Genomic DNA, 21,657 nt, shown 5'->3' with positions numbered 1-21,657 from the left:
GACCGTCAGTTAAAAGCGGAAGGTTGACCAGATGGGCGCGTGGTCAGACGGTTTTTCCATGCCCCGGATCTCATAATCAATGCCGGTCTCAACGCAGTGCGACGCCAGGGTTTTGCTCGCCAGCACCAGATCGATGCGTAACCCGCGATTATCATCAAACCCTTTCGAACGGTAATCGAACCAGGAGAAGCGATCCGCAACCTCCGGATTGTGCTCACGCCAGGTATCAACCAGTCCCCAGCCCAGCAGGCGGTCCATCCACTCGCGCTCTTCCGGCAGGAAGGAGCATTTGCCGGTGCGCAGCCAGCGCTTGCGGCTCTCCTCACCAATACCAATATCCCGATCGGTGCTGCTGATATTCATGTCGCCCATAATCAGAACCGGCTTATCAGCAGGCAGATCCTCGGTCAGCAGACGTTGCAGATCGCGATAGAATTTCTCTTTAGCCGGAAACTTGGTGGGATGGTCGCGGCTCTCGCCCTGCGGAAAATAGCCGTTAATTACCGTGATGTCGCCAATCGGGCTGGGAAGTTCCGCGATGATCAGGCGGCGCTGGGATTCTTCGTCATCACCCGGGAAACCCCGGCTCACTGACACTGGCTCAGCTTTGGTTAACAGGGCAACGCCGTAGTGACCTTTCTGTCCATGATAGAAGACGTGATAGCCGAGCTTTGACACCTCTTCCAGCGGGAACATGTCGTCATGGACCTTGGTTTCCTGCAGACCGATAACATCGGGCTGATGCTGTTCGACAAGTGCCTGAAGCTGATGCGGGCGGGCACGCAACCCATTGATGTTAAATGAAACAAATTTCATGAGATCGACCGTTGTTCAGAAATGTCAGGCGGAGATGGTAGCGATTTTTGCTGAAAAAGTCATGGCGGAACAGGCTGAGATTGTGTGAAAGCGGGCAGGAGTGTGGGGGCGAACAGGAAGCTTAGGTATTATTTTGGGGATGATGTGCAACATACGAGATGGTGGTGGGAGAAGGATTCGAACCTTCGAAGTCTGTGACGGCAGATTTACAGTCTGCTCCCTTTGGCCGCTCGGGAATCCCACCTGGGATAGTGATGTGGCTTAAGATGATTCAGATTCAGATGGTGGTGGGAGAAGGATTCGAACCTTCGAAGTCTGTGACGGCAGATTTACAGTCTGCTCCCTTTGGCCGCTCGGGAATCCCACCATGGCCTGAATCTTTCTCTCTTAAAGCGGGGCGCATCATACCAAATGCGATAAGGGTGTAAAGCGCCCACTGGCAAAACCGCAACTGTTTGCCCACTTTTTACGCGTAGCGCTGAATCTGCAGACAATTCAGCGCACTGGCTGATTAAAGAATAATCGTGCGGTTGCCGTAAACAAACACGCGCTGCCCCAGCACTTTATACAGTGCGTTGCTCAGGACATTCTTTTCTACGTCGCGACCGGCGCGCATCATCTCATCGGCGGTGTAGCTGTGATCAACGTTTATCACATCCTGCATGATGATTGGGCCTTCATCGAGATTGTCGTTCACATAGTGCGCGGTGGCACCGATGATCTTCACGCCACGTTCATAAGCCTGATGATAGGGACGGGCACCGATAAAGGCGGGCAGGAAGGAGTGGTGAATATTGATAATCTGGTTCGGATAACGCTGCACAAAGGCGGGCGTCAGGACGCGCATATATTTCGCCAGCACCACGTAATCGGGCTGATAGCGGTCAATCTCTTCCACCATGCGGTTATCGTGCTCTTCCCGCGTCAGTCCCTCATGGCTCACCAGCACAAACGGAATGTCAAAACGCTCAACCAGCGAACGCAGGGTGTCGTGGTTACCCACTACCGCCGCAATTTCCATATCCAGGCCGCCAAACGCGCTCTTCATTAACAGATCGCCCAGGCAATGCGCCTCTTTAGTGACCAGAATCACCACGCGGCGACGACCGGCGCTGTGCAGTTCCCGGACTGAACCCTGGGGCAGGGCGCTGTCGAGGTCGGCGAGCAGGGTGTTGTCGTTGAAGATCCCTTCCAGTTCGGTACGCATGAAAAAACGCCCGGTGCGATGATCAACAAACTCATTGTTCTGCACGATATTAAGTTCGTGCTTGTAACAAATATTGGTGATTTTGGCGATCAGACCTTTTGCATCGGGACAAATGGTTCGTAAAACTTTTCTTTGCATGGTTTGCGCTTGCATCTCAATCAGAGTCCTGTCAAAGCATTAGGGGTAAAACCGCTGGGGTAGCCGTCAGCTTAACCACAACATTTTTTGTATTTTTTTTCACTGCCACACGGGCAGCGATCGTTACGCCCCACGGGCGGTGCTGTACCGTCAACATAGTACCAGCGTTGATCCTCGTGAAGAAAGCGTGAACATTCATGAATGGCCTGAATGTTGGTTTTCTCGCGGTATCGCGCAAAAAAGGTAACGAAAGCTTCGTTCTCATGGCTTCCATGATTACAACGGGTTACATTCAGGCTGAGCCAGTCGGTTCCTGGAAAACTTTCAGATAAAAGCCCTGACAGCGCCGGATGACGCTTCTCAGGATGCCAGGTCGCAACCAGATAGTCCGCATTATGCTGAACATAAGCGCAATAACGGGATCGCATAAGTTGTTCAGCTGTAACAGGAATCTGGTTACCCTGAAGAAAGGGCTCGCAACATACGCTATACTGCTCTCCGCTACAACATGGGCAGGTTTCTGACACATTATCTCCCGGGAATGATGGGTCGGTTTTACAAGCGCGCTATGTTAGCTGACCCCGTGTTGTGATGCTACGTATTGACGGCAGGACCAGACAGAAATGAGAAAGGTAAAAATTGGATTGGCTCTGGGTTCTGGAGCGGCCAAAGGATGGGCGCATATCGGCGTGATCAACGCGCTGGAGCGTGCAGGTATTGAGATCGACGTCGTTGCGGGCTGCTCTGTCGGGGCATTAGTCGGATCTGCCTATGTGAATAACCGCCTGCCGCTGATGGAAAAATGGGTCAGTGCATTTCGCTACTGGGATGTTATTCGCCTGATGGATGTCTCCTGGCAGCGTGGCGGACTGCTGCGCGGTGAGCGGGTCTTTAGCCATGTTCGTCAGCTGATCCCCAATGACACGATAGAGCACTGTCATAAACCCTTTGGCGTGGTGGCGACCAACCTCAGTACCGGTCGTGAACTCTGGCTGACAGAGGGCGATCTGCATCAGGCAGTACGCGCTTCATGCAGTATGCCAGGTTTATTACCGCCGGTGGGCTACAATGGGTATTGGCTGGTGGATGGTGCCGTGGTCAACCCGGTGCCGATTTCACTTACCCGTGCCCTGGGGGCAGACATTGTTATCGCCGTTGACTTACAGCATGACGCGCATTTAATGCAGCAGGATCTCTTTTCCGTGACACCACAGAATAGCGAAGAAGAAGCCGCCGCAGCGGCATTGAGTTGGGGTGGGAAGCTGCGTCAGCGTCTGGTGAATTTCAGCCAGCGCCGTGCGTCTCAGTCACCTGGCGCGATGGAGATTATGTCCACCTCTATCCAGGTGCTGGAAAATCGCCTGAAGCGGAATCGCATGGCAGGCGATCCGCCCGATGTTTTGATTCAGCCGGTCTGTCCGCAAATTTCGACGCTGGACTTTCATCGTGCTGAGGAAGCCATTGAAGCAGGCAAGGCCGCCGTAGAGAAGAAAATGGATGAACTATTACCACTGGTCCGTGGCAGATAATCAGGTTGTTCATTCAAAGCGGTGACTTCAGCCAATTCTTAAAGGCGCAACTGCGTTTTATGAACCACTATTGAAATATCTGGTACGCAGGGGGAAAGAATGGAAAAACCACTACTCGGCAAAAAGATACTCATTGTCGAAGATGAGGCTGTTTTCCGTTCGTTGCTGGACCAATTTTTGTTATCGATGGGTGCTGTGACGTTACAAGCGGAAGATGGTCTGGAAGCAATTGCACAACTACAACAGCATACTGTCGACCTGATTATCTGCGATCTGGAAATGCCCCGCATGAGCGGCATCCAGTTCGTTGAGCACATTCGTACCCGCGGCAACATCGTGCCGATTTTAATCATCTCAGCTACCGAGAACATGTCGGATATTGCGCATGTATTGCGTCTTGGGGTGCAGGATGTGCTGCTTAAACCACTTAAAAACTTTGAGCGCTTCCGTGAAGCGGTCTATGAGTGTCTCTATCCCTCTATGTTCACTTCGAAAGTGGAAGAGGATGAACAACTGTTCCAGGACTGGGATGCGCTGGTTCGTGATCCTAAAGCGGCTGCCAAGCTGCTCAAGCAACTCCAGCCACCGGTGCAGCAGACTATTGCCAACTGCCGGGTTAACTATCGTCAGCTGACGATGGCCGAGCAGCCTGGCCTGGTGCTTGATATCGCGGCGCTCTCCGATAAAGATCTGGCGTTCTACTGTCTGGACGTGACCCGTGCCGGTGATAATGGCGTGCTGGCAGCGTTGCTGCTGCGGGCGCTGTTCAATGGCCTGCTGCAGGAGCAACTGACCGGGCAGAAACAGCGTCTGCCGGAACTCAATGGGCTGCTCAGACAGGTCAATCTTTTACTGCGCCAGGCGAACCTGAGCGGCCAGTTCCCGTTACTGGTTGGGTACTATCATCGCGGATTAAAGAACTTAATTCTGGTTTCGGCCGGATTGAACGCCACACTCCATGTTCATGCCCATCAGATTCAGCTCAGCAATGGTGTCCCCCTTGGCACTATGGGCAGCACCCATCTTAACCAGATCAGTCAGCGCGCAGAAAACTGGCAATGCCACGTCTGGGGCGCGGGCGGGCGCATTCGGCTGATGCTATCGACGGAAGAATAAGCCGTAAAAACAGAGGAATTCTGGCGCTGAGGACAGGGCCAGAGTTTAGCTTTACAGTTGGGTAATAGTCTTAATTTCGACGGTTTGGTGCCTTCCAGGATAAATCCGTTCGATACTAACTGATATACTCATTTCCGATTTTAAACCGACATATCAAGTATTAACTTGAACGGCCTATAAGAGAGGTATCTTAATGTCTGCCAATAATACCAAAGTAAAAAAAGCGGTAATCCCGGTAGCGGGTTTGGGTACGCGTATGCTCCCGGCTACCAAAGCGATTCCTAAAGAAATGTTACCGCTGGTTGATAAGCCGTTAATCCAGTATGTCGTTAACGAGTGTATCGCTGCTGGCATCAACGAAATTGTGCTGGTAACGCATTCATCAAAAAATGCCATCGAAAACCACTTTGATACCAGCTTCGAACTGGAATCAATGCTGGAAAAACGCGTTAAGCGTCAGCTGCTGGATGAAATCCAGTCAATCTGCCCGCCACACGTCACCATCATGCAGGTTCGTCAGGGCATCGCTAAAGGTCTGGGTCACGCTGTAATGTGTGCACACCCACTGATCGGTGATGAGCCGTTTGCGGTTATCCTGCCAGACGTCATCATCGACGAATATGAATCTAACCCAACCAAAGATAACCTGGCAGAGATGCTGAGCCGTTATGAAGAGTCTGGCCGCAGCCAGATCATGGTTGAGCCGGTTGCCGATGTGACTGCATACGGTGTTGTCGATTGCCAGGGCGCAGAACTGAACCCAGGCGACAGCGCACCAATGGTCGGTGTGGTTGAGAAGCCTAAAGCGTCAGAATCCCCATCAAACCTGGCCGTTGTAGGTCGTTATGTTCTCTCTTCAGAGATCTGGCCACTGCTGGCTAAAACGCCTCCAGGTGCAGGCGGCGAAGTTCAGCTGACTGACTCCATTGCAATGCTGATGGAAAAAGAGACAGTTGAAGCATATCACCTGAAAGGCGTCAGCCATGACTGTGGTAACAAACTGGGCTACATGCAGGCTTTCGTTGAGTACGGTGTTCGTCATCCGGTATTGGGCAAAGATTTTTCTGAATGGCTCGATGGCGCAGTTGGCAACAAAAAGTAATTCATAAACACAGGATAACTCGATGAAAGTCACTGTATTTGGTATCGGCTATGTCGGTCTGGTTCAGGCTGCGGTGTTAGCCGAAGTCGGACATGACGTTCTCTGCATTGATGTCGACGAAAACAAAGTCGAAAATCTGAAAAAAGGCATCATTCCTATTTTCGAACCAGGTTTAACGCCGCTGGTAATGTCCAATTACGAAGCGGGTCGTCTGAAGTTCAGCACTGATGCTGAGATGGGCGTAAACCATGGTGTTATGCAGTTTATTGCAGTTGGTACTCCACCAGATGAAGACGGCTCTGCCGATCTGAAATATGTGACCGCCGTAGCGCGCACCATTGCGCAGCATATGAACGATCACAAAGTGGTTATCGACAAATCAACCGTTCCGGTTGGCACAGCAGACAAAGTTCGTGCGGTAATGACGGAAGCGCTGAAAGCGCGTGACGCCAACATCACTTTTGATGTGGTATCTAACCCGGAATTCCTCAAAGAAGGTGCTGCAGTCAATGACTGTATGCGTCCAGAACGTATCGTTGTCGGTACTGACAACGACGACGTGGTAGAACTGTTACGCGAGCTCTATGAGCCGTTTAACCGTAACCACGATCGTATGATCATGATGGATATCCGCAGCGCAGAGCTGACCAAGTATGCAGCAAACTGCATGCTGGCCACCAAAATCAGCTTTATGAATGAGATGTCTAACCTGGCTGAACGTTTAGGCGCGGATATTGAAAAAGTACGCCAGGGCATCGGTTCCGATCCCCGCATTGGCTACCACTTTATCTATCCTGGCTGTGGTTACGGCGGCTCCTGCTTCCCGAAAGATGTGCAGGCGTTAATACGTACCGCTGAGTCAATTGGCTATCAGCCACGTCTGTTGCAGGCCGTGGAAGATGTGAATGACAACCAGAAAAACAAGCTGCCAACCTTTATCAAACGTCATTTTGGTGACGATCTGAAAGGTAAAACGTTTGCGCTCTGGGGCCTGTCATTTAAGCCGAACACTGACGACATGCGTGAAGCCTCCAGCCGTGTGCTGATGGAAACGCTGTGGGAAGCTGGCGCATCTGTTCAGGCGTTTGACCCTGAAGCGATGGATGAAGCACAGCGTATCTACGGTCACCGCAGCGATCTTAAGCTGATGGGTACCAAAGAAGCCGCACTGCAGGGCGCTGACGGTCTGGTCATCTGTACGGAGTGGCAAAACTTCCGTGCGCCTGACTTCGACATCATCAAAAATGCACTGAAAGAAGCCGTGATTTTTGATGGTCGTAACCTGTATGATCCAGAGCGTATCAGCAAACGCGGTTTCGTTTATTATGCAATCGGCCGCGGAGCGTCTATTCAAACTGCATAATTAACGAGGGATTTATGAACTTTCTGGTCACCGGCGCCGCAGGTTTTATTGGTTTTCATGTCAGCCAGCGTCTGCTGGCCGCCGGTCACCAGGTTGTCGGTATCGACAACCTGAATGATTATTACGACGTAAATCTCAAGCATGCCCGTCTCAATTTAATTAAGGCCGATCCTGGTTTTACTTTTATTGAGATGGACCTGGCGGACCGTGACGCAATGGCGTCACTGTTCGATCAGCAAAAATTCCAGCGCGTTATCCATCTTGGCGCTCAGGCTGGTGTCCGGTATTCCATTGAAAATCCTCATGCCTACGCAGACTCCAATCTGACGGGTCACCTCAATATCCTTGAAGGTTGCCGTCATCATAAAATTGAACATCTGCTCTACGCCTCATCCAGTTCAGTCTATGGTCTGAATCGCAAGATGCCGTTCTCAACCGAAGATAGCGTTGATCATCCGGTTTCTTTATATGCAGCGACCAAAAAAGCCAACGAGTTAATGTCACACACTTACTCGCATCTCTATCAGCTGCCGACCACTGGATTGCGCTTCTTTACGGTCTATGGCCCGTGGGGCCGTCCGGATATGGCGTTATTCAAATTCACCCGAGCAATGATTGCCGGTGAGGCGATTGACGTTTATAACCAGGGCCAGATGAAACGCGACTTTACCTATATTGACGATATTGCTGAAGCCATTGTTCGCCTGCAGGATGTTATTCCACAACAGGACGACAACTGGACAGTTGAAACCGGATCGCCGGCAACCAGTTCAGCGCCTTATCGTGTTTATAATATTGGAAACAGTCAGCCTGTCACGTTGATGAACTATATCGAAGCGATTGAAAAAGCCCTGGGCATTACTGCGAAGAAAAATCTGATGCCAATGCAGCCTGGAGATGTACTGGAAACCAGTGCGGATACCGAAGCCTTGTTTAAGGCAATTGGATTCAAACCGCAGACCGGGGTCGAAGAGGGCGTTAAAAACTTTGTGGACTGGTACCGCGACTTTTACCGCGTCTGAGTATCTGCTTAAAAGAAAAAAAGGAAGCTCCGGCTTCCTTTTTTATTGCGCATCAGGCTGCCAGGAAGGCAGTCACACTGCGGGTTTTTACAGTAAAAAATCGTCCAGCTTTTTACCCTGTTCTTCCAGCGCTTTTTTAATCACGGCCGGTGTGCGGCCCTGACCGGTCCAGGTTCTTGACTCGCCTTTTTCATCGGTGTAACCATATTTAGCCGGACGTACTGAGCGTTTACCTTTTGCCGCAGTCCGTGTGTCGGTCAGCGTGTTAATCAGTTCATTCGGGTCAATACCATCAGCCAGTAGCATTTCACGATACTGATTAAGTTTACGTGTGCGTTCTTCATTTTCTGCCTGAAAATGAGACTCTTCTTCGCGGCGCTCTTTTACTACTACGTCCAGCTTTTCCAGCATCTCTTCCAGTATTTCAACGGAATACTCTCTGGCCTGGGCGCGCAGCGTACGGATATTATTAAGAACTTTTAGTGCTTCGCTCATTGTCCTGGTCTCTGAATAAGGGAAAAGTTGTGTTGCCCGCTAATAGTAGTGGCGACATAAAATAACTGCAATCATAAAAATATGTATATCACTAATTACCCAGGTGACTAAAAATAATTTTCACCAGAAAATTGCACAGTTGTGCAGAATAAAAATATTTTCCTTTAGTCCGATATCAAATAAATTTAATGTATTCAGGTCAGCAACAAAAACGTCATTGATTTGGTTGCGGGTAAAATAAGCAAAACTTATCCCGTTCGGCACTGCACATAACAGGCGCTGGAAACGGCATGCAGAGGAATAAACGGCCAGCCGTTACACTTTATTCACTCATCAACCGCAACGTATTGCCGCCGCTTTGTGGTAATATGCGCGCCATTCCATTCAGTCCTGATGAAGATACGCGCCGATGGCTCAACTCTATTTCTATTACTCTGCCATGAATGCAGGGAAATCAACCGCACTGCTACAATCCTCATATAACTATCATGAGCGCGGCATGCGTTCACTGGTTTACACCGCTGAAATCGATAATCGCTTTGGTGCCGGGCAGGTGAGTTCCCGTATCGGACTATCGTCACCGGCCTTGCTATACAACGCAGAGACATCACTCTACAGCGACATCGCTGCTGAACATGCCGTTCAGCCTGTCCATTGCGTGCTGGTTGATGAGAGTCAGTTCCTGACCCGTGAGCAGGTTAAAGCGCTGTCAGATGTCGTAGACGACCTTGATATCCCGGTGCTCTGTTATGGTCTGCGCACGGATTTTCGCGGTGAACTGTTTGTTGGCAGTCAGTATCTGCTGGCGTGGGCAGATAAGCTGGTTGAACTCAAAACTATTTGTCACTGTGGGCGCAAGGCCAGTATGGTTCTGCGACTGGATAGCGAGGGCAAACCTTTCAGTGAGGGTGAGCAGGTGGTGATTGGCGGTAACGAACGTTATATCTCAGTCTGCCGTAAGCATTATAAACAGGCGATAGAGCAGGGATCGTTGCAGGCGATCCATGGCGCTCAGACTCCGCTGAATTAACCCTATTATTCAGGCAATAAAAAACCCGCCGAAGCGGGTTTTTTATCAGACAGTCAGAACGGCACTATCAGACTTTTTTGGCTTTCTTCTCAAGCTTAATACCTTTTACCGGCTGCTCAGCAATGGCTTCGGCTACGCTTGAGAACGGTTCGACAAATTCACGACCGTAGTAGGTATCAAGCATAATCTGTTTCAGTTCAGCAATCAGCGGATAACGTGGGTTAGCGCCGGTACACTGGTCATCAAACGCATCATCGGCCAGTTTATCGACTTTCGCCAGGAAGTCCGCTTCCTGCACACCCGCCTCACGGATAGAGGTTGGAATACCAAGTTCAGTTTTAATCTCATCCAGCCAGGCGAGCAGCTTCTCAATTTTCTGCGCGGTGCGGTCGCCTGGTGCGCTCAGACCCAGATGGTCAGCAATCTCGGCGTAGCGACGGCGTGCCTGAGGGCGATCGTACTGGCTGAAAGCGGTCTGTTTAGTCGGGTTGTCATTCGCGTTGTAGCGAATAACGTTAGAGATTAACAGGGCGTTGGCCAGGCCGTGTGGGATATGGAACTCTGAACCCAGCTTATGCGCCATTGAGTGACAAACCCCGAGGAAGGCGTTGGCAAACGCAATACCGGCGATAGTGGCGGCATTGTGTACGCGCTCACGCGCCACCGGATTTTTGGCGCCTTCGGCATAGCTGGCTGGCAGATTCTCTTTCAGCAGTTTCAGCGCCTGCAGCGCCTGTCCGTCAGAGTATTCATTCGCCAGTACTGAAACATAAGCTTCCAGCGCGTGGGTCACGGCATCCAGACCGCCGAAGGCGCAGAGTGAACGCGGCATATCCATCACCAGGTTGGCATCGACAATCGCCATATCAGGCGTCAGTGCGTAGTCAGCGAGCGGATATTTCTGACCCGTCGCATCATCGGTCACTACAGCAAACGGCGTGACTTCAGAACCGGTACCGGACGTGGTGGTGATGGCAATCATGCGCGCTTTGACACCCATTTTCGGGAACTTGTAGATACGTTTACGGATATCCATGAAACGTAACGCCAGCTCCTCGAAGTGAGTTTCCGGATGTTCGTACATCACCCACATGATTTTCGCGGCATCCATCGGTGAGCCACCGCCCAGCGCGATGATGACATCCGGTTTGAAGCTGTTCATCTGCTCAGCACCTTTACGCACGATGCTCAGCGTCGGGTCAGCTTCAACTTCGAAGAACACTTCCGTTTCAATGCCGTGTGATTTCAGCACGCGGGTCACCTGGTCGGCATAGCCGTTATTGAACAGGAAGCGGTCAGTGACGATAAAGGCACGTTTCGCGCCATCCGTTGCCACTTCTTCCAGCGCAATTGGCAGTGAACCCCGACGGAAGTAGATGGATTTTGGAAGTTTATGCCACAACATATTCTCAGCTCGCTTGGCGACAGTTTTGGTATTGATCAGATGTTTTGGACCGACGTTCTCTGAAATAGAGTTTCCGCCCCACGAACCACAACCCAGCGTCAGAGACGGCGCCAGTTTAAAGTTGTAGAGGTCGCCGATACCACCCTGCGAGGCGGGGGTGTTGATCAGAATACGCGCGGTTTTCATTTTGTCGCCGAAGTAGTGAACGCGTTCGGTCTGGTTGTCCTGATCGGTATAGAGACAGGAGGTGTGGCCGATACCGCCCATGGCGACCAGTTTTTCTGCTTTCGCGACCGCATCCTGGAAATCTTTCGCCCGATACATCGCAAGGGTTGGTGAGAGTTTTTCATGGGCGAACGGCTCAGACTCATCCACCAGCTTCACTTCGCCAATCAGAATCTTAGTGCTCGGTGGCACGCTGATACCGGCCATCTCCGCAATTTTGAACGCTGGCTGGCCTACGATAGCCGCATTCAGGCCGCCGTTTTTCAGAATAATATTCTGCACCGCACTCAGTTCGGCACCCTGCAGCATATAACCGCCGTGGCTGGCGAAACGTTCACGCACCGCGTCATAGACTGAATCAACCACAATCACCGATTGTTCAGAGGCGCAGATAACCCCGTTATCAAAGGTTTTCGACATCAGAATCGACGCAACCGCACGTTTCAGATCGGCGGTTTCATCAATCACGACCGGCGTATTACCCGCACCGACACCAATCGCAGGTTTACCGGAGCTGTAAGCCGCTTTCACCATGCCCGGACCGCCAGTGGCGAGAATCAGGTTGATGTCAGGGTGATGCATCAGTTGATTTGACAGCTCAACGGAAGGTGCGTCGATCCAGCCGATAATATCTTTTGGCGCACCGGCAGCCACCGCCGCCTGCAATACGATGTCTGCAGCTTTGTTGGTCGCATCTTTGGCGCGTGGATGGGGAGAGAAAATGATGCCGTTACGGGTTTTAAGGCTGATTAATGCTTTGAAGATGGCGGTTGAAGTGGGGTTGGTCGTCGGGACGATACCGCAAATCAGGCCAATAGGTTCGGCGATGGTAATGGTGCCGAAAGTATCATCCGTGGCTAACACACCACAGGTTTTTTCATCTTTATAAGCGTTGTAGATATATTCTGAAGCAAAATGGTTTTTGATCACTTTGTCTTCGACGATGCCCATACCGGATTCGGCAACGGCCATCTTGGCAAGCGGGATTCGGGCGTCTGCGGCGGCGAGGGCGGCGGCACGGAAGATGGCGTCGACCTGTTGTTGAGAAAAGTTGGCATATTCACGCTGGGCTTTTTTTACACGTTCAACCAGTGCATTAAGTTCGGCGACATTGGTTACGGCCATGGTGTTCTCCTGAAGGAAGTTAAACTTTTTTAGTAAACAATCCTGCGCCCTGAGTATAGTCACGTTGCCATAAGGCGTTGGACTGGGTCAGAACGCCCGGATTTTCAACTGTTTACTGAACTAGTCTTCTGTTGCAGTCAGTGAGATTTTCTTCGCTGCCGCTAATACTTCCGTTGCGAAAAGATTACCTGGTTTGGGGTAGGGCAATTTTGATGCAGATCAATTTAACCGCAAGCTGACACCTTTCAGCTCCCCTTTACGCCCTTTGTTTATCAAATTGGTTACCTCTTCACGTCATCTGCCTGGTAGCGGCTAAATCCAGTCACTTTTTAATCTCTGGGGTAACGCGCTGGATGCGCCGTCATTCAACAGTATAAATAGCTGAGTCAGCATCTGGCGTCCGTGCCTGTTTTCACATACATTAGGCGCGTTTTCCCCCCCTGTGGTACGGAGTAAAGTCGTGAACCCTGCGCTGTTAGATTTATCAGGCTATATAAAATTTTTTGTCGGGCTCTTTGCGCTGGTCAATCCGGTGGGAATTATTCCGGTCTTTATCAGCATGACCCGTTATCAGGGGGTGGCTGAGCGTAACAAAACCAACCTCACTGCCAATCTGGCGGTTGCTATTATTCTCTGGACGTCACTGTTCCTTGGGGATGCGATTCTGCATGTGTTTGGCATCTCGATTGACTCCTTCCGCATCGCGGGTGGGATCCTGGTCGTCACCATTGCGATGTCGATGATCAGCGGCAAGCTGGGCGAAGATAAGCAGAATAAGCAGGAGAAGTCAGAAACGGCGATTCGTGAAAGTGTGGGGGTTGTGCCGCTGGCGTTGCCTCTGATGGCGGGGCCGGGTGCTATCAGCTCGACCATTGTCTGGAGCACCCGCTACCACAGCTGGATAAATCTGCTGGGGTTCACCCTGGCGATTGCGATCTTTGCATTCTGCTGCTGGTTACTCTTTCGGGCCGCGCCGTTAATGGTGCGTATTCTTGGCCAGACCGGTATCAACGTCATTACGCGTATTATGGGTCTGTTACTGATGGCGCTGGGCATCGAATTTGTTGTCACCGGCATGAAGTCCATTTTTCCCGGCTTACTCAATTAAACGCTCACTTATTTCAGAGAGTGAAGTGAAATAATGATCCGTAATGGTGCAGGAGGGGCATTTTATGCACCATTACGATGCAATTATTCGTTGTGCTTAACAGAATCAGGCAATTATAAATTTCATTACTGCGCGCTGGCTCACAGACTTTTTTCTGCGAAATAATGTCACTATTTTCACACGATATTCTGCTCTCTATTTTCGTGTAAGCCTCACAAACTGCCAGAATAATCACGCTATCTTAAATTTCATCACGCTGAAGCCAGATTCCCCAATATAAGTGCCAAAAAAGAGGCTGTTTGTCGCTGCTTTCCGCTCCTGAGAGGGGTTTCCAGCTAAATAGTCTATTTTTCATATCGATATGATATTTTCAGGACGAAAATTAACACTTCCGCTGCCTGACTTCTCATGATAAAAGAGAATTAGTTAACATTTTAGCTATTTTGCTTTGGCGCGCCTTCGCGGCTTCTGATAATTTTTGGCCCAACGTAAAATTTTTTCTCCGAAAGCCCAAAGTGAGAACGCTTTTTGCTTAAGCCTGTCGGGATACTTAATTTAAGGTTGGCGTTTCGCATGATTGGGATGAAGAATTTGCAGCAGCAGCGGTCAACACTCGCAGTCGTTTTGTTAATGGCTTTTTCGCCAGCCTATGCCGCCACGGTGCCGCCGGGTACAACACTGGCCGCGCAGCAACAGATTGTGATCAATAACGGCAGTGAAGTCTCCTCGCTGGATCCGCATAAAACCGAAGGCGTGCCGGAATCCAATATTATTCACAACCTGCTGGACGGCCTGGTCAATACCGATAACAGCGGGCAGGTGGTTCCTGGCGTCGCTAAAAGCTGGGAAAACCCGCAACCCACCGTCTGGATTTTTAATCTTCGGGAGGATGCGAAGTGGAGCAACGGTGAGCCGGTTACCGCCGTTGATTTCGTCTACAGCTGGCGCCGTCTGGTGGACCCGACAACCGCGTCGCCTTACTCCAGCTATCTGCAGGCAGCCCATTTTGCCAATATCGATGCCATCCTTGCCGGTAAAGCGTCACCCGATCAGCTGGGCGTGAAGGCGCTGGATGCCCATCGGCTGCAAATTACCCTGAGTGAGCCGGTGCCTTACCTGGTGGCGATGTTAGCGCATACGGCGATGAAACCGGTTTATGAGCCAGCCATTAAGCAGTGGGGGGAAGCCTGGACCCGCCCGGGTCACTACATCGGCAACGGCGCCTACACGCTAAGCGACTGGGTAGTGAATGAAAAAATTGTCGTGAAGCGTAATCCTCGCTACTGGGATAATGCGCACACCGTGATTGAACAGGGGACATTCCTGCCGATCGCCTCTGAAAACAGCGATATCAATCGCTACCGCAGCGGCGGCACGGATATTACCAACAGTGCGGTGCCACCAGAGATGTTTGGCAAGCTGCGCAAAGAGCTGGGCGATGAAGTGAAGGTCAGCCCGCTACTCTGCACCTTCTACTACGAGATTAATAACAAAAAGCCGCCGTTTACCGATGCACGGGTGCGTGCCGCGCTGAAAATGACACTCGATCGCGAGGTGATAGCCAATAAGATCATGGCCCAGGGGCAGATTCCGGCTTACAGCCTGACACCGCCTTTTACCGCCGGTATCAAACTCACTCCACCTGCCTGGTTTACCTGGACGCAGGCGCAGCGTAATGAAGCCGCGAAGAAACTGCTGGCAGAGGCCGGCTTTGATGCTGCCCATCCGCTGACCTTTACGCTGCTCTATAACACTTCCGATCAGAACAAACGACAGGCGATTGCGGCCGCGTCGATGTGGCAAAAAAACCTGGGTGCTAAGGTGACGCTGCAGAATCAGGAGTGGAAAACCATGCTGGAGACCCGGCATCAGGCGCAGTATGACGTAGTGCGCGCCACCTGGTGTGCCGACTACAACGAACCCTCAACCTTCCTGAACATGCTGATCAGCAACGCCTCGATCAACACCGCGTTTTACAGCAGCGCGATCTTTGATCGTCTGATGGCGGAGACGCTGACGGCGGGCAGCGAGGCGCAGCGCGCCGGCCTGTATCAGCAGGCTGAAACACAACTCGACAAAGACTCACCAATTGTGCCAGTTTACTACCGCGTAAGTGTGCGCCTGGTGAAGCCCTGGGTTGGCGGCTTCACGGGCAAAGACCCGCAGGACATGACAGACCTGAAGTACTATTTCATCAAAAAACACTGATCTGATCGCCCGTTCGGCGAGACAGTCGGAAAGCGCATCAGCAAACAGACCTTTTTTTGGGGTCAATCTCCCTGGTAACAGGCCAGGGAGCCCGCAGACGGGGGACGCCGGGGCAGAGCATCGCCACGGTGACGATAATAAAACTGGAGTGTAATAATGAACAACATCACGAAAAAAAGCCTGATTGCAGCGGGCGTTTTCGCCGCAGTGAGTGCCCTGGCAGGGAATGCGGCTTTCGCAGCAACGGTGCCTGCGGGCGTTGAGCTGGCCGCAAAACAGGAGCTGGTTCGCGGCAATGGCGATGAAGTGCAGTCGCTCGATCCGCACAAAATTGAAGGTGTGCCGGAAGACAACGTAGCGCGTGATCTTTACGAAGGTCTGCTGGTCAATGACAGCAACGGTAAACCGATCCCGGCCGTAGCGGAAAGCTATGAAAATAAAGATTTCAAAGTGTGGACTTTCCACTTACGTAAAAATGCCAAATGGTCCAATGGCGAGCCGGTCACCGCGCAGGACTTCGTCTACAGCTGGGAGCGTCTGGTCGATCCTAAAACCGCCTCACCGTATGCCAGCTATCCGCAGTATGGTCATATCCTGAACGTCGATGACATCATCGCCGGTAAAAAACCAGTTACCGATCTGGGCGTAAAAGCTATTGATGACCACACGCTGGAAGTCACCCTGAGCGAGCCGGTTCCCTATTTTGATAAGCTGCTGATTAACTCCGTCATGTCACCGGTTTACAAACCGGCGATTGAGAAATTTGGCGATCAGTGGACGCAGCCGCAGAACTGGGTCGGCAACGGTGCCTTTAAGCTTGAAGCGCACGTGATTAACGAACGTATCACCCTGGTGCGTAACCCGAACTACTGGGACAATGAGCATACGGTGCTGAACAAAGTCACCTTCCTGCCGATCAGTTCAGAAGTCAGTGACGTTAACCGTTACTTCTCCGAGAACGGCAGCGACATGACCTATAACAACCTGCCAATTGAGCTGTTTAAAAAGCTGCAGCGTGACAACGGTAAAGAGCTGCACGTCGATCCATATCTCTGCACCTATTACTACGAAATCAACAACCAGAAAGCGCCATTCACCGATCCGCGCGTGCGCGCTGCCCTGAAGCTGGGTCTGGATCGTGACATCATGGTGAATAAAGTGCTGGCGCAGGGCCAGAAACCTGCCTATAGCTACACGCCACCAGCGACCGACGGCATGGACATTCTGCCGCCAGACTGGTTCAAATGGTCACAGGACAAGCGTAATGCCGAGGCGAAAAAGCTGCTGGCCGAAGCGGGCTACACCGCCGACAAACCGCTGACCTTTAACCTGCTCTATAACACCTCCGATCTGCACAAAAAGCTGGCGATTGCTGCCTCCTCGATCTGGAAGAAAAATATCGGCGTGAACATCAAGCTGGAAAACCAGGAGTGGAAAACCTTCCTGGATACCCGTCATCAGGGTAACTACGATGTTTCCCGTGCGGCATGGTGTGCGGACTACAATGAACCGACTTCCTTCCTGAACACCATGCTGTCCAACAGCAGCAGTAACACCTCGCACTATAAGAGCGATGCGTTTGACAAAGTGATTCGCGACGCGATTAAGGCCCCGGATGCTAAAGCCCGTGCAGCTGACTATCAGCAGGCCGAGCAGATCATGGATAAAGACAGCACCATCGTCCCGGTTTACTACTACGTGAACACCCGTCTGGTGAAACCTTATGTCGGCGGTTATACCGGTAAAGATCCACTGGATAAAACGCTCGATAAAAACATCTACATCATCAAACACTAATAGCATTCAGGCTATCAGCAGTGGCGGCGCGTCTGGCGCCGCCTTTTAATTTTTTTTATATGTTGTGAAGCAACAGCCTGGTAGGTACGGCAATGTTAAAATTCATCCTGCGTCGCTTGCTTGAAGCGCTCCCGACGCTGTTCGTCCTGATTACCATCTCCTTCTTTATGATGCGACTGGCACCCGGCAGCCCGTTTACTGGCGAGCGCACCCTGGCACCGGAAGTGATGGCCAACATTGAGGCGAAATATCACCTCAACGATCCTATCGGTAAGCAGTATGTCGATTACCTGGTGCAGCTGGCGCACGGCGACTTCGGCCCATCCTTTAAATACAAAGATTATTCGGTCAACTACCTGGTCGCGCATGCGTTCCCGGTCTCGGCCAAACTTGGGCTGGCCGCGTTTCTGCTGGCGGTGGTACTTGGCGTCACGGCCGGAGTTATCGCTGCGCTCAAACAGAACAGCTTGTGGGATTTTGCGGTGATGGGGGTGGCAATGACCGGCGTGGTGATACCCAGCTTCGTGGTCGCGCCGTTGCTGGTTCTGCTGTTCGCCATCACCCTGAAGTGGCTGCCGGGCGGCGGCTGGAATGGTGGGCAGTGGAACTACATGCTGCTGCCGATGGTGGCGCTGTCGCTGGCTTACATCGCCAGTATCGCGCGTATCACCCGTGGATCGATGATTGAAGTGATGCACTCCAACTTTATCCGCACCGCGCGCGCCAAAGGCTTACCGCTGCGCCGCATTGTAATGCGTCATGCACTGAAACCGGCGTTGCTGCCGGTGATCTCCTACATGGGACCGGCATTTGTCGGCATCATCACCGGGTCGATGGTGATTGAGTCGATCTACGGTCTGCCGGGCATCGGTCAGCTGTTTGTGAACGGCGCCCTGAACCGTGACTACTCACTGGTGATGAGCCTGACCATTCTGGTGGGTTTGCTGACCATCGTATTCAACGCGATTGTTGACGTGCTCTATGCCGTTATCGATCCCAAAATTCGTTACTGATTGCGGAGTTCGCCATGATGTTAAGTAAGAAAAACAGCGAAGCTCTTGATGCGTTCAGTGAGAAGCTGGAAGTAGAAGGGCGTAGTCTCTGGCAGGACGCGCGTCGTCGTTTTATTCATAACCGCGCTGCCTCCATCAGCCTGCTGGTGCTGTTCCTGATCACCCTGTTCGTGATCTTTGCGCCGATGCTGGCGCAGTTCACCTACGACGATACCGACTGGGCCATGATGTCCTCGCCGCCCGATACCACCTCTGGTCACTGGTTCGGCACTGATTCTTCGGGTCGTGACCTGCTGGTGCGAGTGGCTATCGGTGGCCGCATCTCGCTGATGGTGGGCGTGGCTTCTGCGCTGATCGCGGTGATTGTCGGGACGCTCTATGGCTCGATTGCTGGCTATCTCGGCGGCAAAACAGACTCGGTGATGATGCGTATTCTGGAAATCCTTAACTCCTTCCCGTTTATGTTCTTCGTGATCCTGCTGGTGACCTTTTTTGGTCGCAATATCCTGCTGATTTTTGCTGCTATCGGCATGGTTTCGTGGCTCGATATGGCGCGTATTGTGCGTGGCCAGACGCTGAGCCTGAAGCGCAAAGAGTTTATCGAAGCGGCCCATGTGGGCGGGGTATCGACCTGGAAAATCGTGGTGCGCCACATCGTGCCGAACGTGCTGGGCGTGGTAGTGGTTTACGCCTCGCTGCTGGTGCCGAGCATGATCCTGTTTGAATCCTTCCTGAGCTTCCTGGGACTGGGTACGCAGGAGCCGCTGAGCAGCTGGGGCGCACTCCTCAGCGACGGGGCAAACTCGATGGAAGTGTCGCCGTGGCTGCTGCTCTATCCGGCAGGTTTCCTGGTAGTCACGCTGTTCTGTTTCAACTTTATCGGCGATGGCCTGCGTGATGCCCTCGACCCGAAAGATCGTTAAGGAGTTTCCCGATGACTATTCATGAATTCCAGCCAGCAATGGCGGCCCGCGCGGGAAGCGAACAGCTACTTACGGTCAAAGATTTACGCGTTACTTTTGGCACGCACGATGGTGATGTTACCGCCGTTAACGACCTGAACTTCTCGCTGCGCGCCGGTGAGACGCTGGGCATTGTCGGTGAGTCCGGTTCCGGCAAATCACAAACCGCCTTTGCCCTGATGGGGCTGCTGGCGAAAAATGGCCGCATTGGCGGTTCGGCGATGTTCAATGGCAAAGAGATCCTGAATCTGCCCGAGAACAAGCTCAATAAACTGCGCGCCGAACAGATTGCGATGATTTTCCAGGACCCGATGACCTCGCTGAACCCCTATATGCGGGTGGGCGAGCAGCTGATGGAAGTGCTTAAGCTGCATAAAGGGATGAACAACGCGCAGGCGTTTGAAGAGTCGGTGAGAATGCTGGATGCGGTGAAAATGCCGGAAGCGCGCAAGCGGATGAAGATGTATCCGCATGAGTTCTCCGGCGGTATGCGTCAGCGCGTCATGATCGCCATGGCGCTGCTGTGCCGTCCCAAACTGCTGATTGCCGACGAGCCGACCACTGCGCTGGATGTTACCGTCCAGGCGCAGATTATGACGCTGCTCAACGACCTCAAGCGCGAGTTCAACACCGCCATTATCATGATCACCCACGATCTGGGTGTGGTGGCGGGGATCTGCGACAAAGTGCTGGTGATGTATGCCGGACGCACCATGGAGTATGGCCGTGCCCGCGATGTCTTTTATCAGCCGTCACATCCTTACTCGATTGGTCTGCTTAATGCGGTGCCGCGTCTGGATGCGGAAGGGGAAAGTCTGACGACGATTCCGGGTAATCCACCCAACCTGCTGCGTCTGCCGCAGGGCTGCCCGTTCCAGCCGCGTTGTCCGCACGCTATGGATATCTGCACCCAGGCACCACCGCTGGAACCCTTTGGCGAAGGCCGTCTGCGTGCCTGCTTTAAGCCGGTGGAGGAGTTAGTATGAGCACCGTAGCTGAAAAAAGAGTGTTGCTGGAAATCGCCGACCTCAAGGTGCATTTCGACATCAAAGATGGCAGGCAGTGGTTCTGGCAGCCATCAAAAACCCTGAAAGCAGTCGATGGGGTCAGCCTGCGTCTGTATGAGGGGGAAACCCTGGGCGTGGTAGGCGAGTCTGGCTGTGGTAAATCGACCCTGGCGCGCGCCATTATCGGGCTGGTGAAGGCGACCGAAGGTCGGGTCGCCTGGTTAGGCCGTGATCTGCTGGGGCAAAGTGAAGAGGAGTGGCGCAAGGCGCGAAGCGATATCCAGATGATATTCCAGGATCCGCTGGCGTCGCTGAACCCGCGTATGACCATCGGCGATATTATCGCAGAGCCACTGCGTACCTATCATCCAAAAATGGCGCGTCAGGAAGTGAAAGACCGCGTTAAAAATATGATGATGAAGGTGGGGCTGCTGCCTAACCTGATTAACCGCTATCCGCACGAGTTCTCGGGCGGTCAGTGTCAGCGTATCGGTATCGCCCGCGCGCTGATTCTGGAGCCAAAGCTGATTATCTGTGATGAGCCGGTCTCCGCACTGGACGTCTCAATTCAGGCCCAGGTGGTTAACCTGTTGCAGCAGCTGCAGCGTGAAATGGGCTTATCGCTGATCTTCATTGCGCACGATCTGGCGGTGGTGAAACATATCTCTGACCGGGTGCTGGTAATGTATCTGGGGCATGCGGTGGAGCTGGGTACCTACAAAGAGGTCTACAGCAATCCTCAGCATCCTTATACCCGTGCGCTGATGTCCGCGGTGCCGATTCCCGATCCGGACAAGGAGAAGAACAAGCAGATTCAGCTGCTGGAGGGGGAGCTGCCGTCGCCGATCAATCCGCCATCAGGCTGCGTGTTCCGCACCCGTTGTCCGATTGCCGGTCCGGAGTGTGCGAAAACCCGGCCGCTGCTGGAAGGCAGCTTCAATCACGCGGTCTCCTGTCTGAAAGTCGACCCGCTATAATGCAAAACGCCG

The 21,657-nt window shown here is 52.3% G+C and carries 18 protein-coding genes and 2 tRNA genes; 13 read left to right on the top strand and 7 right to left on the bottom strand.

Going from position 1 to position 21,657, the window contains the following annotated elements; genetic code table 11:
- Positions 1-9 precede the first annotated feature (9 nt).
- From xthA to ACK13D_RS05995, 5 genes are all read right to left on the bottom strand, one after another.
- Positions 10-816, bottom strand: coding sequence for an exodeoxyribonuclease III (gene xthA, locus ACK13D_RS06015; RefSeq protein ID WP_010260640.1), 807 nt, complete (start codon positions 814-816; stop codon positions 10-12).
- A 159-nt stretch (positions 817-975) separates the two neighbouring features.
- A tRNA-Tyr gene (locus ACK13D_RS06010) sits at positions 976-1,060 on the bottom strand.
- A gap of 38 nt (positions 1,061-1,098) precedes the next feature.
- Positions 1,099-1,183: transfer RNA gene (locus ACK13D_RS06005), tRNA-Tyr, on the bottom strand.
- A 144-nt stretch (positions 1,184-1,327) separates the two neighbouring features.
- A complete protein-coding gene (purU, locus tag ACK13D_RS06000) occupies positions 1,328-2,176 on the bottom strand; it encodes a formyltetrahydrofolate deformylase (RefSeq protein ID WP_003852258.1) in 849 nt (282 codons plus the stop codon).
- Between the two features lie 56 nt (positions 2,177-2,232).
- On the bottom strand, positions 2,233-2,688 hold the full coding sequence (locus ACK13D_RS05995; RefSeq protein WP_256844641.1) for a YchJ family protein: 456 nt from the start codon (positions 2,686-2,688) through the stop codon (positions 2,233-2,235).
- Positions 2,689-2,784: 96 nt separating this feature from the next.
- Here ACK13D_RS05995 and rssA point away from each other — a divergent pair, with 96 nt between their 5' ends.
- The 5 genes from rssA (at position 2,785) to ACK13D_RS05970 (ending at position 8,293) form a co-directional block, all read left to right on the top strand.
- Complete coding sequence (gene rssA / locus ACK13D_RS05990) at positions 2,785-3,690, top strand: patatin-like phospholipase RssA (RefSeq protein WP_010244341.1); 906 nt, start codon at positions 2,785-2,787, stop codon at positions 3,688-3,690.
- 99 nt (positions 3,691-3,789) lie between these two features.
- Positions 3,790-4,806, top strand: a complete 1,017-nt coding sequence (gene rssB, locus ACK13D_RS05985) for a two-component system response regulator RssB (protein WP_010244345.1) — start codon at positions 3,790-3,792, stop codon at positions 4,804-4,806.
- Between the two features lie 193 nt (positions 4,807-4,999).
- Entirely contained in the window at positions 5,000-5,908 is a 909-nt protein-coding gene (gene galU / locus ACK13D_RS05980) for a UTP--glucose-1-phosphate uridylyltransferase GalU (protein WP_008925296.1), read from the top strand.
- A gap of 22 nt (positions 5,909-5,930) precedes the next feature.
- Entirely contained in the window at positions 5,931-7,271 is a 1,341-nt protein-coding gene (locus tag ACK13D_RS05975) for a UDP-glucose dehydrogenase family protein (RefSeq protein WP_031593141.1), read from the top strand.
- 14 nt (positions 7,272-7,285) lie between these two features.
- Positions 7,286-8,293 carry an NAD-dependent epimerase gene (locus ACK13D_RS05970; RefSeq protein WP_010244357.1) on the top strand — a complete coding sequence of 336 codons (1,008 nt, stop codon included), beginning with the start codon at positions 7,286-7,288 and terminating at the stop codon, positions 8,291-8,293.
- Between the two features lie 87 nt (positions 8,294-8,380).
- Here the strand turns inward: ACK13D_RS05970 and hns are convergent, their stop codons facing one another.
- Positions 8,381-8,788, bottom strand: coding sequence for a histone-like nucleoid-structuring protein H-NS (gene hns, locus ACK13D_RS05965; protein WP_010244359.1), 408 nt, complete (start codon positions 8,786-8,788; stop codon positions 8,381-8,383).
- Between the two features lie 409 nt (positions 8,789-9,197).
- Between hns and tdk the strand changes: the two genes are divergently transcribed.
- On the top strand, positions 9,198-9,818 hold the full coding sequence (gene tdk, locus ACK13D_RS05960) for a thymidine kinase (RefSeq protein WP_010244362.1): 621 nt from the start codon (positions 9,198-9,200) through the stop codon (positions 9,816-9,818).
- A 67-nt stretch (positions 9,819-9,885) separates the two neighbouring features.
- Here the strand turns inward: tdk and adhE are convergent, their stop codons facing one another.
- Complete coding sequence (gene adhE / locus ACK13D_RS05955; protein ID WP_010244364.1) at positions 9,886-12,573, bottom strand: bifunctional acetaldehyde-CoA/alcohol dehydrogenase; 2,688 nt, start codon at positions 12,571-12,573, stop codon at positions 9,886-9,888.
- A gap of 460 nt (positions 12,574-13,033) precedes the next feature.
- On the opposite strand from adhE, the gene ACK13D_RS05950 reads away from it, so the two are divergent.
- From ACK13D_RS05950 to oppF, 7 genes are all read left to right on the top strand, one after another.
- Positions 13,034-13,681: a YchE family NAAT transporter gene (locus tag ACK13D_RS05950; RefSeq protein ID WP_010244367.1), complete on the top strand. Its 648-nt coding sequence runs from the start codon at positions 13,034-13,036 to the stop codon at positions 13,679-13,681.
- A gap of 582 nt (positions 13,682-14,263) precedes the next feature.
- The gene (locus ACK13D_RS05945) at positions 14,264-15,889 is read left to right on the top strand and encodes an ABC transporter substrate-binding protein (protein WP_418795917.1); all 1,626 of its coding nucleotides are present in this window, start codon (positions 14,264-14,266) and stop codon (positions 15,887-15,889) included.
- 156 nt (positions 15,890-16,045) lie between these two features.
- Positions 16,046-17,686, top strand: a complete 1,641-nt coding sequence (oppA, locus tag ACK13D_RS05940; protein WP_418795915.1) for an oligopeptide ABC transporter substrate-binding protein OppA — start codon at positions 16,046-16,048, stop codon at positions 17,684-17,686.
- A 92-nt stretch (positions 17,687-17,778) separates the two neighbouring features.
- Entirely contained in the window at positions 17,779-18,699 is a 921-nt protein-coding gene (gene oppB, locus ACK13D_RS05935) for an oligopeptide ABC transporter permease OppB (RefSeq protein WP_010244379.1), read from the top strand.
- Between the two features lie 14 nt (positions 18,700-18,713).
- Positions 18,714-19,622, top strand: a complete 909-nt coding sequence (gene oppC, locus ACK13D_RS05930; RefSeq protein ID WP_010244382.1) for an oligopeptide ABC transporter permease OppC — start codon at positions 18,714-18,716, stop codon at positions 19,620-19,622.
- An 11-nt stretch (positions 19,623-19,633) separates the two neighbouring features.
- Positions 19,634-20,647, top strand: coding sequence for an ABC transporter ATP-binding protein (locus tag ACK13D_RS05925; protein WP_010244386.1), 1,014 nt, complete (start codon positions 19,634-19,636; stop codon positions 20,645-20,647).
- Positions 20,644-21,645, top strand: coding sequence for a murein tripeptide/oligopeptide ABC transporter ATP binding protein OppF (gene oppF / locus ACK13D_RS05920; protein ID WP_010244389.1), 1,002 nt, complete (start codon positions 20,644-20,646; stop codon positions 21,643-21,645). The genes ACK13D_RS05925 and oppF overlap by 4 nt, the downstream gene beginning before the upstream one ends.
- Positions 21,646-21,657: the final 12 nt, after the last annotated feature.

The organism is Pantoea sp. K16 (genome assembly GCF_048452805.1).
GTDB lineage: Bacteria > Pseudomonadota > Gammaproteobacteria > Enterobacterales > Enterobacteriaceae > Pantoea > Pantoea agglomerans.
Note: the sequence above shows the minus strand (reverse complement) of the source record. Positions and strands in the feature narration are given on the sequence as shown.

What these genes read in the sequence shown, in the direction of transcription:
- xthA (WP_010260640.1), bottom strand. Translation starts at nt 816, where the DNA reads ATGAAATTTGTTTCATTTAACATCAATGGGTTGCGTGCCCGCCCGCAT.
- purU (WP_003852258.1), bottom strand. Translation starts at nt 2,176, where the DNA reads ATGCAAGCGCAAACCATGCAAAGAAAAGTTTTACGAACCATTTGTCCC.
- rssA (WP_010244341.1), top strand. Translation starts at nt 2,785, where the DNA reads ATGAGAAAGGTAAAAATTGGATTGGCTCTGGGTTCTGGAGCGGCCAAA.
- rssB (WP_010244345.1), top strand. Translation starts at nt 3,790, where the DNA reads ATGGAAAAACCACTACTCGGCAAAAAGATACTCATTGTCGAAGATGAG.
- galU (WP_008925296.1), top strand. Translation starts at nt 5,000, where the DNA reads ATGTCTGCCAATAATACCAAAGTAAAAAAAGCGGTAATCCCGGTAGCG.
- ACK13D_RS05975 (WP_031593141.1), top strand. Translation starts at nt 5,931, where the DNA reads ATGAAAGTCACTGTATTTGGTATCGGCTATGTCGGTCTGGTTCAGGCT.
- ACK13D_RS05970 (WP_010244357.1), top strand. Translation starts at nt 7,286, where the DNA reads ATGAACTTTCTGGTCACCGGCGCCGCAGGTTTTATTGGTTTTCATGTC.
- hns (WP_010244359.1), bottom strand. Translation starts at nt 8,788, where the DNA reads ATGAGCGAAGCACTAAAAGTTCTTAATAATATCCGTACGCTGCGCGCC.
- tdk (WP_010244362.1), top strand. Translation starts at nt 9,198, where the DNA reads ATGGCTCAACTCTATTTCTATTACTCTGCCATGAATGCAGGGAAATCA.
- adhE (WP_010244364.1), bottom strand. Translation starts at nt 12,573, where the DNA reads ATGGCCGTAACCAATGTCGCCGAACTTAATGCACTGGTTGAACGTGTA.
- ACK13D_RS05945 (WP_418795917.1), top strand. Translation starts at nt 14,264, where the DNA reads ATGAAGAATTTGCAGCAGCAGCGGTCAACACTCGCAGTCGTTTTGTTA.
- oppA (WP_418795915.1), top strand. Translation starts at nt 16,046, where the DNA reads ATGAACAACATCACGAAAAAAAGCCTGATTGCAGCGGGCGTTTTCGCC.
- oppB (WP_010244379.1), top strand. Translation starts at nt 17,779, where the DNA reads ATGTTAAAATTCATCCTGCGTCGCTTGCTTGAAGCGCTCCCGACGCTG.
- oppC (WP_010244382.1), top strand. Translation starts at nt 18,714, where the DNA reads ATGATGTTAAGTAAGAAAAACAGCGAAGCTCTTGATGCGTTCAGTGAG.
- ACK13D_RS05925 (WP_010244386.1), top strand. Translation starts at nt 19,634, where the DNA reads ATGACTATTCATGAATTCCAGCCAGCAATGGCGGCCCGCGCGGGAAGC.
- oppF (WP_010244389.1), top strand. Translation starts at nt 20,644, where the DNA reads ATGAGCACCGTAGCTGAAAAAAGAGTGTTGCTGGAAATCGCCGACCTC.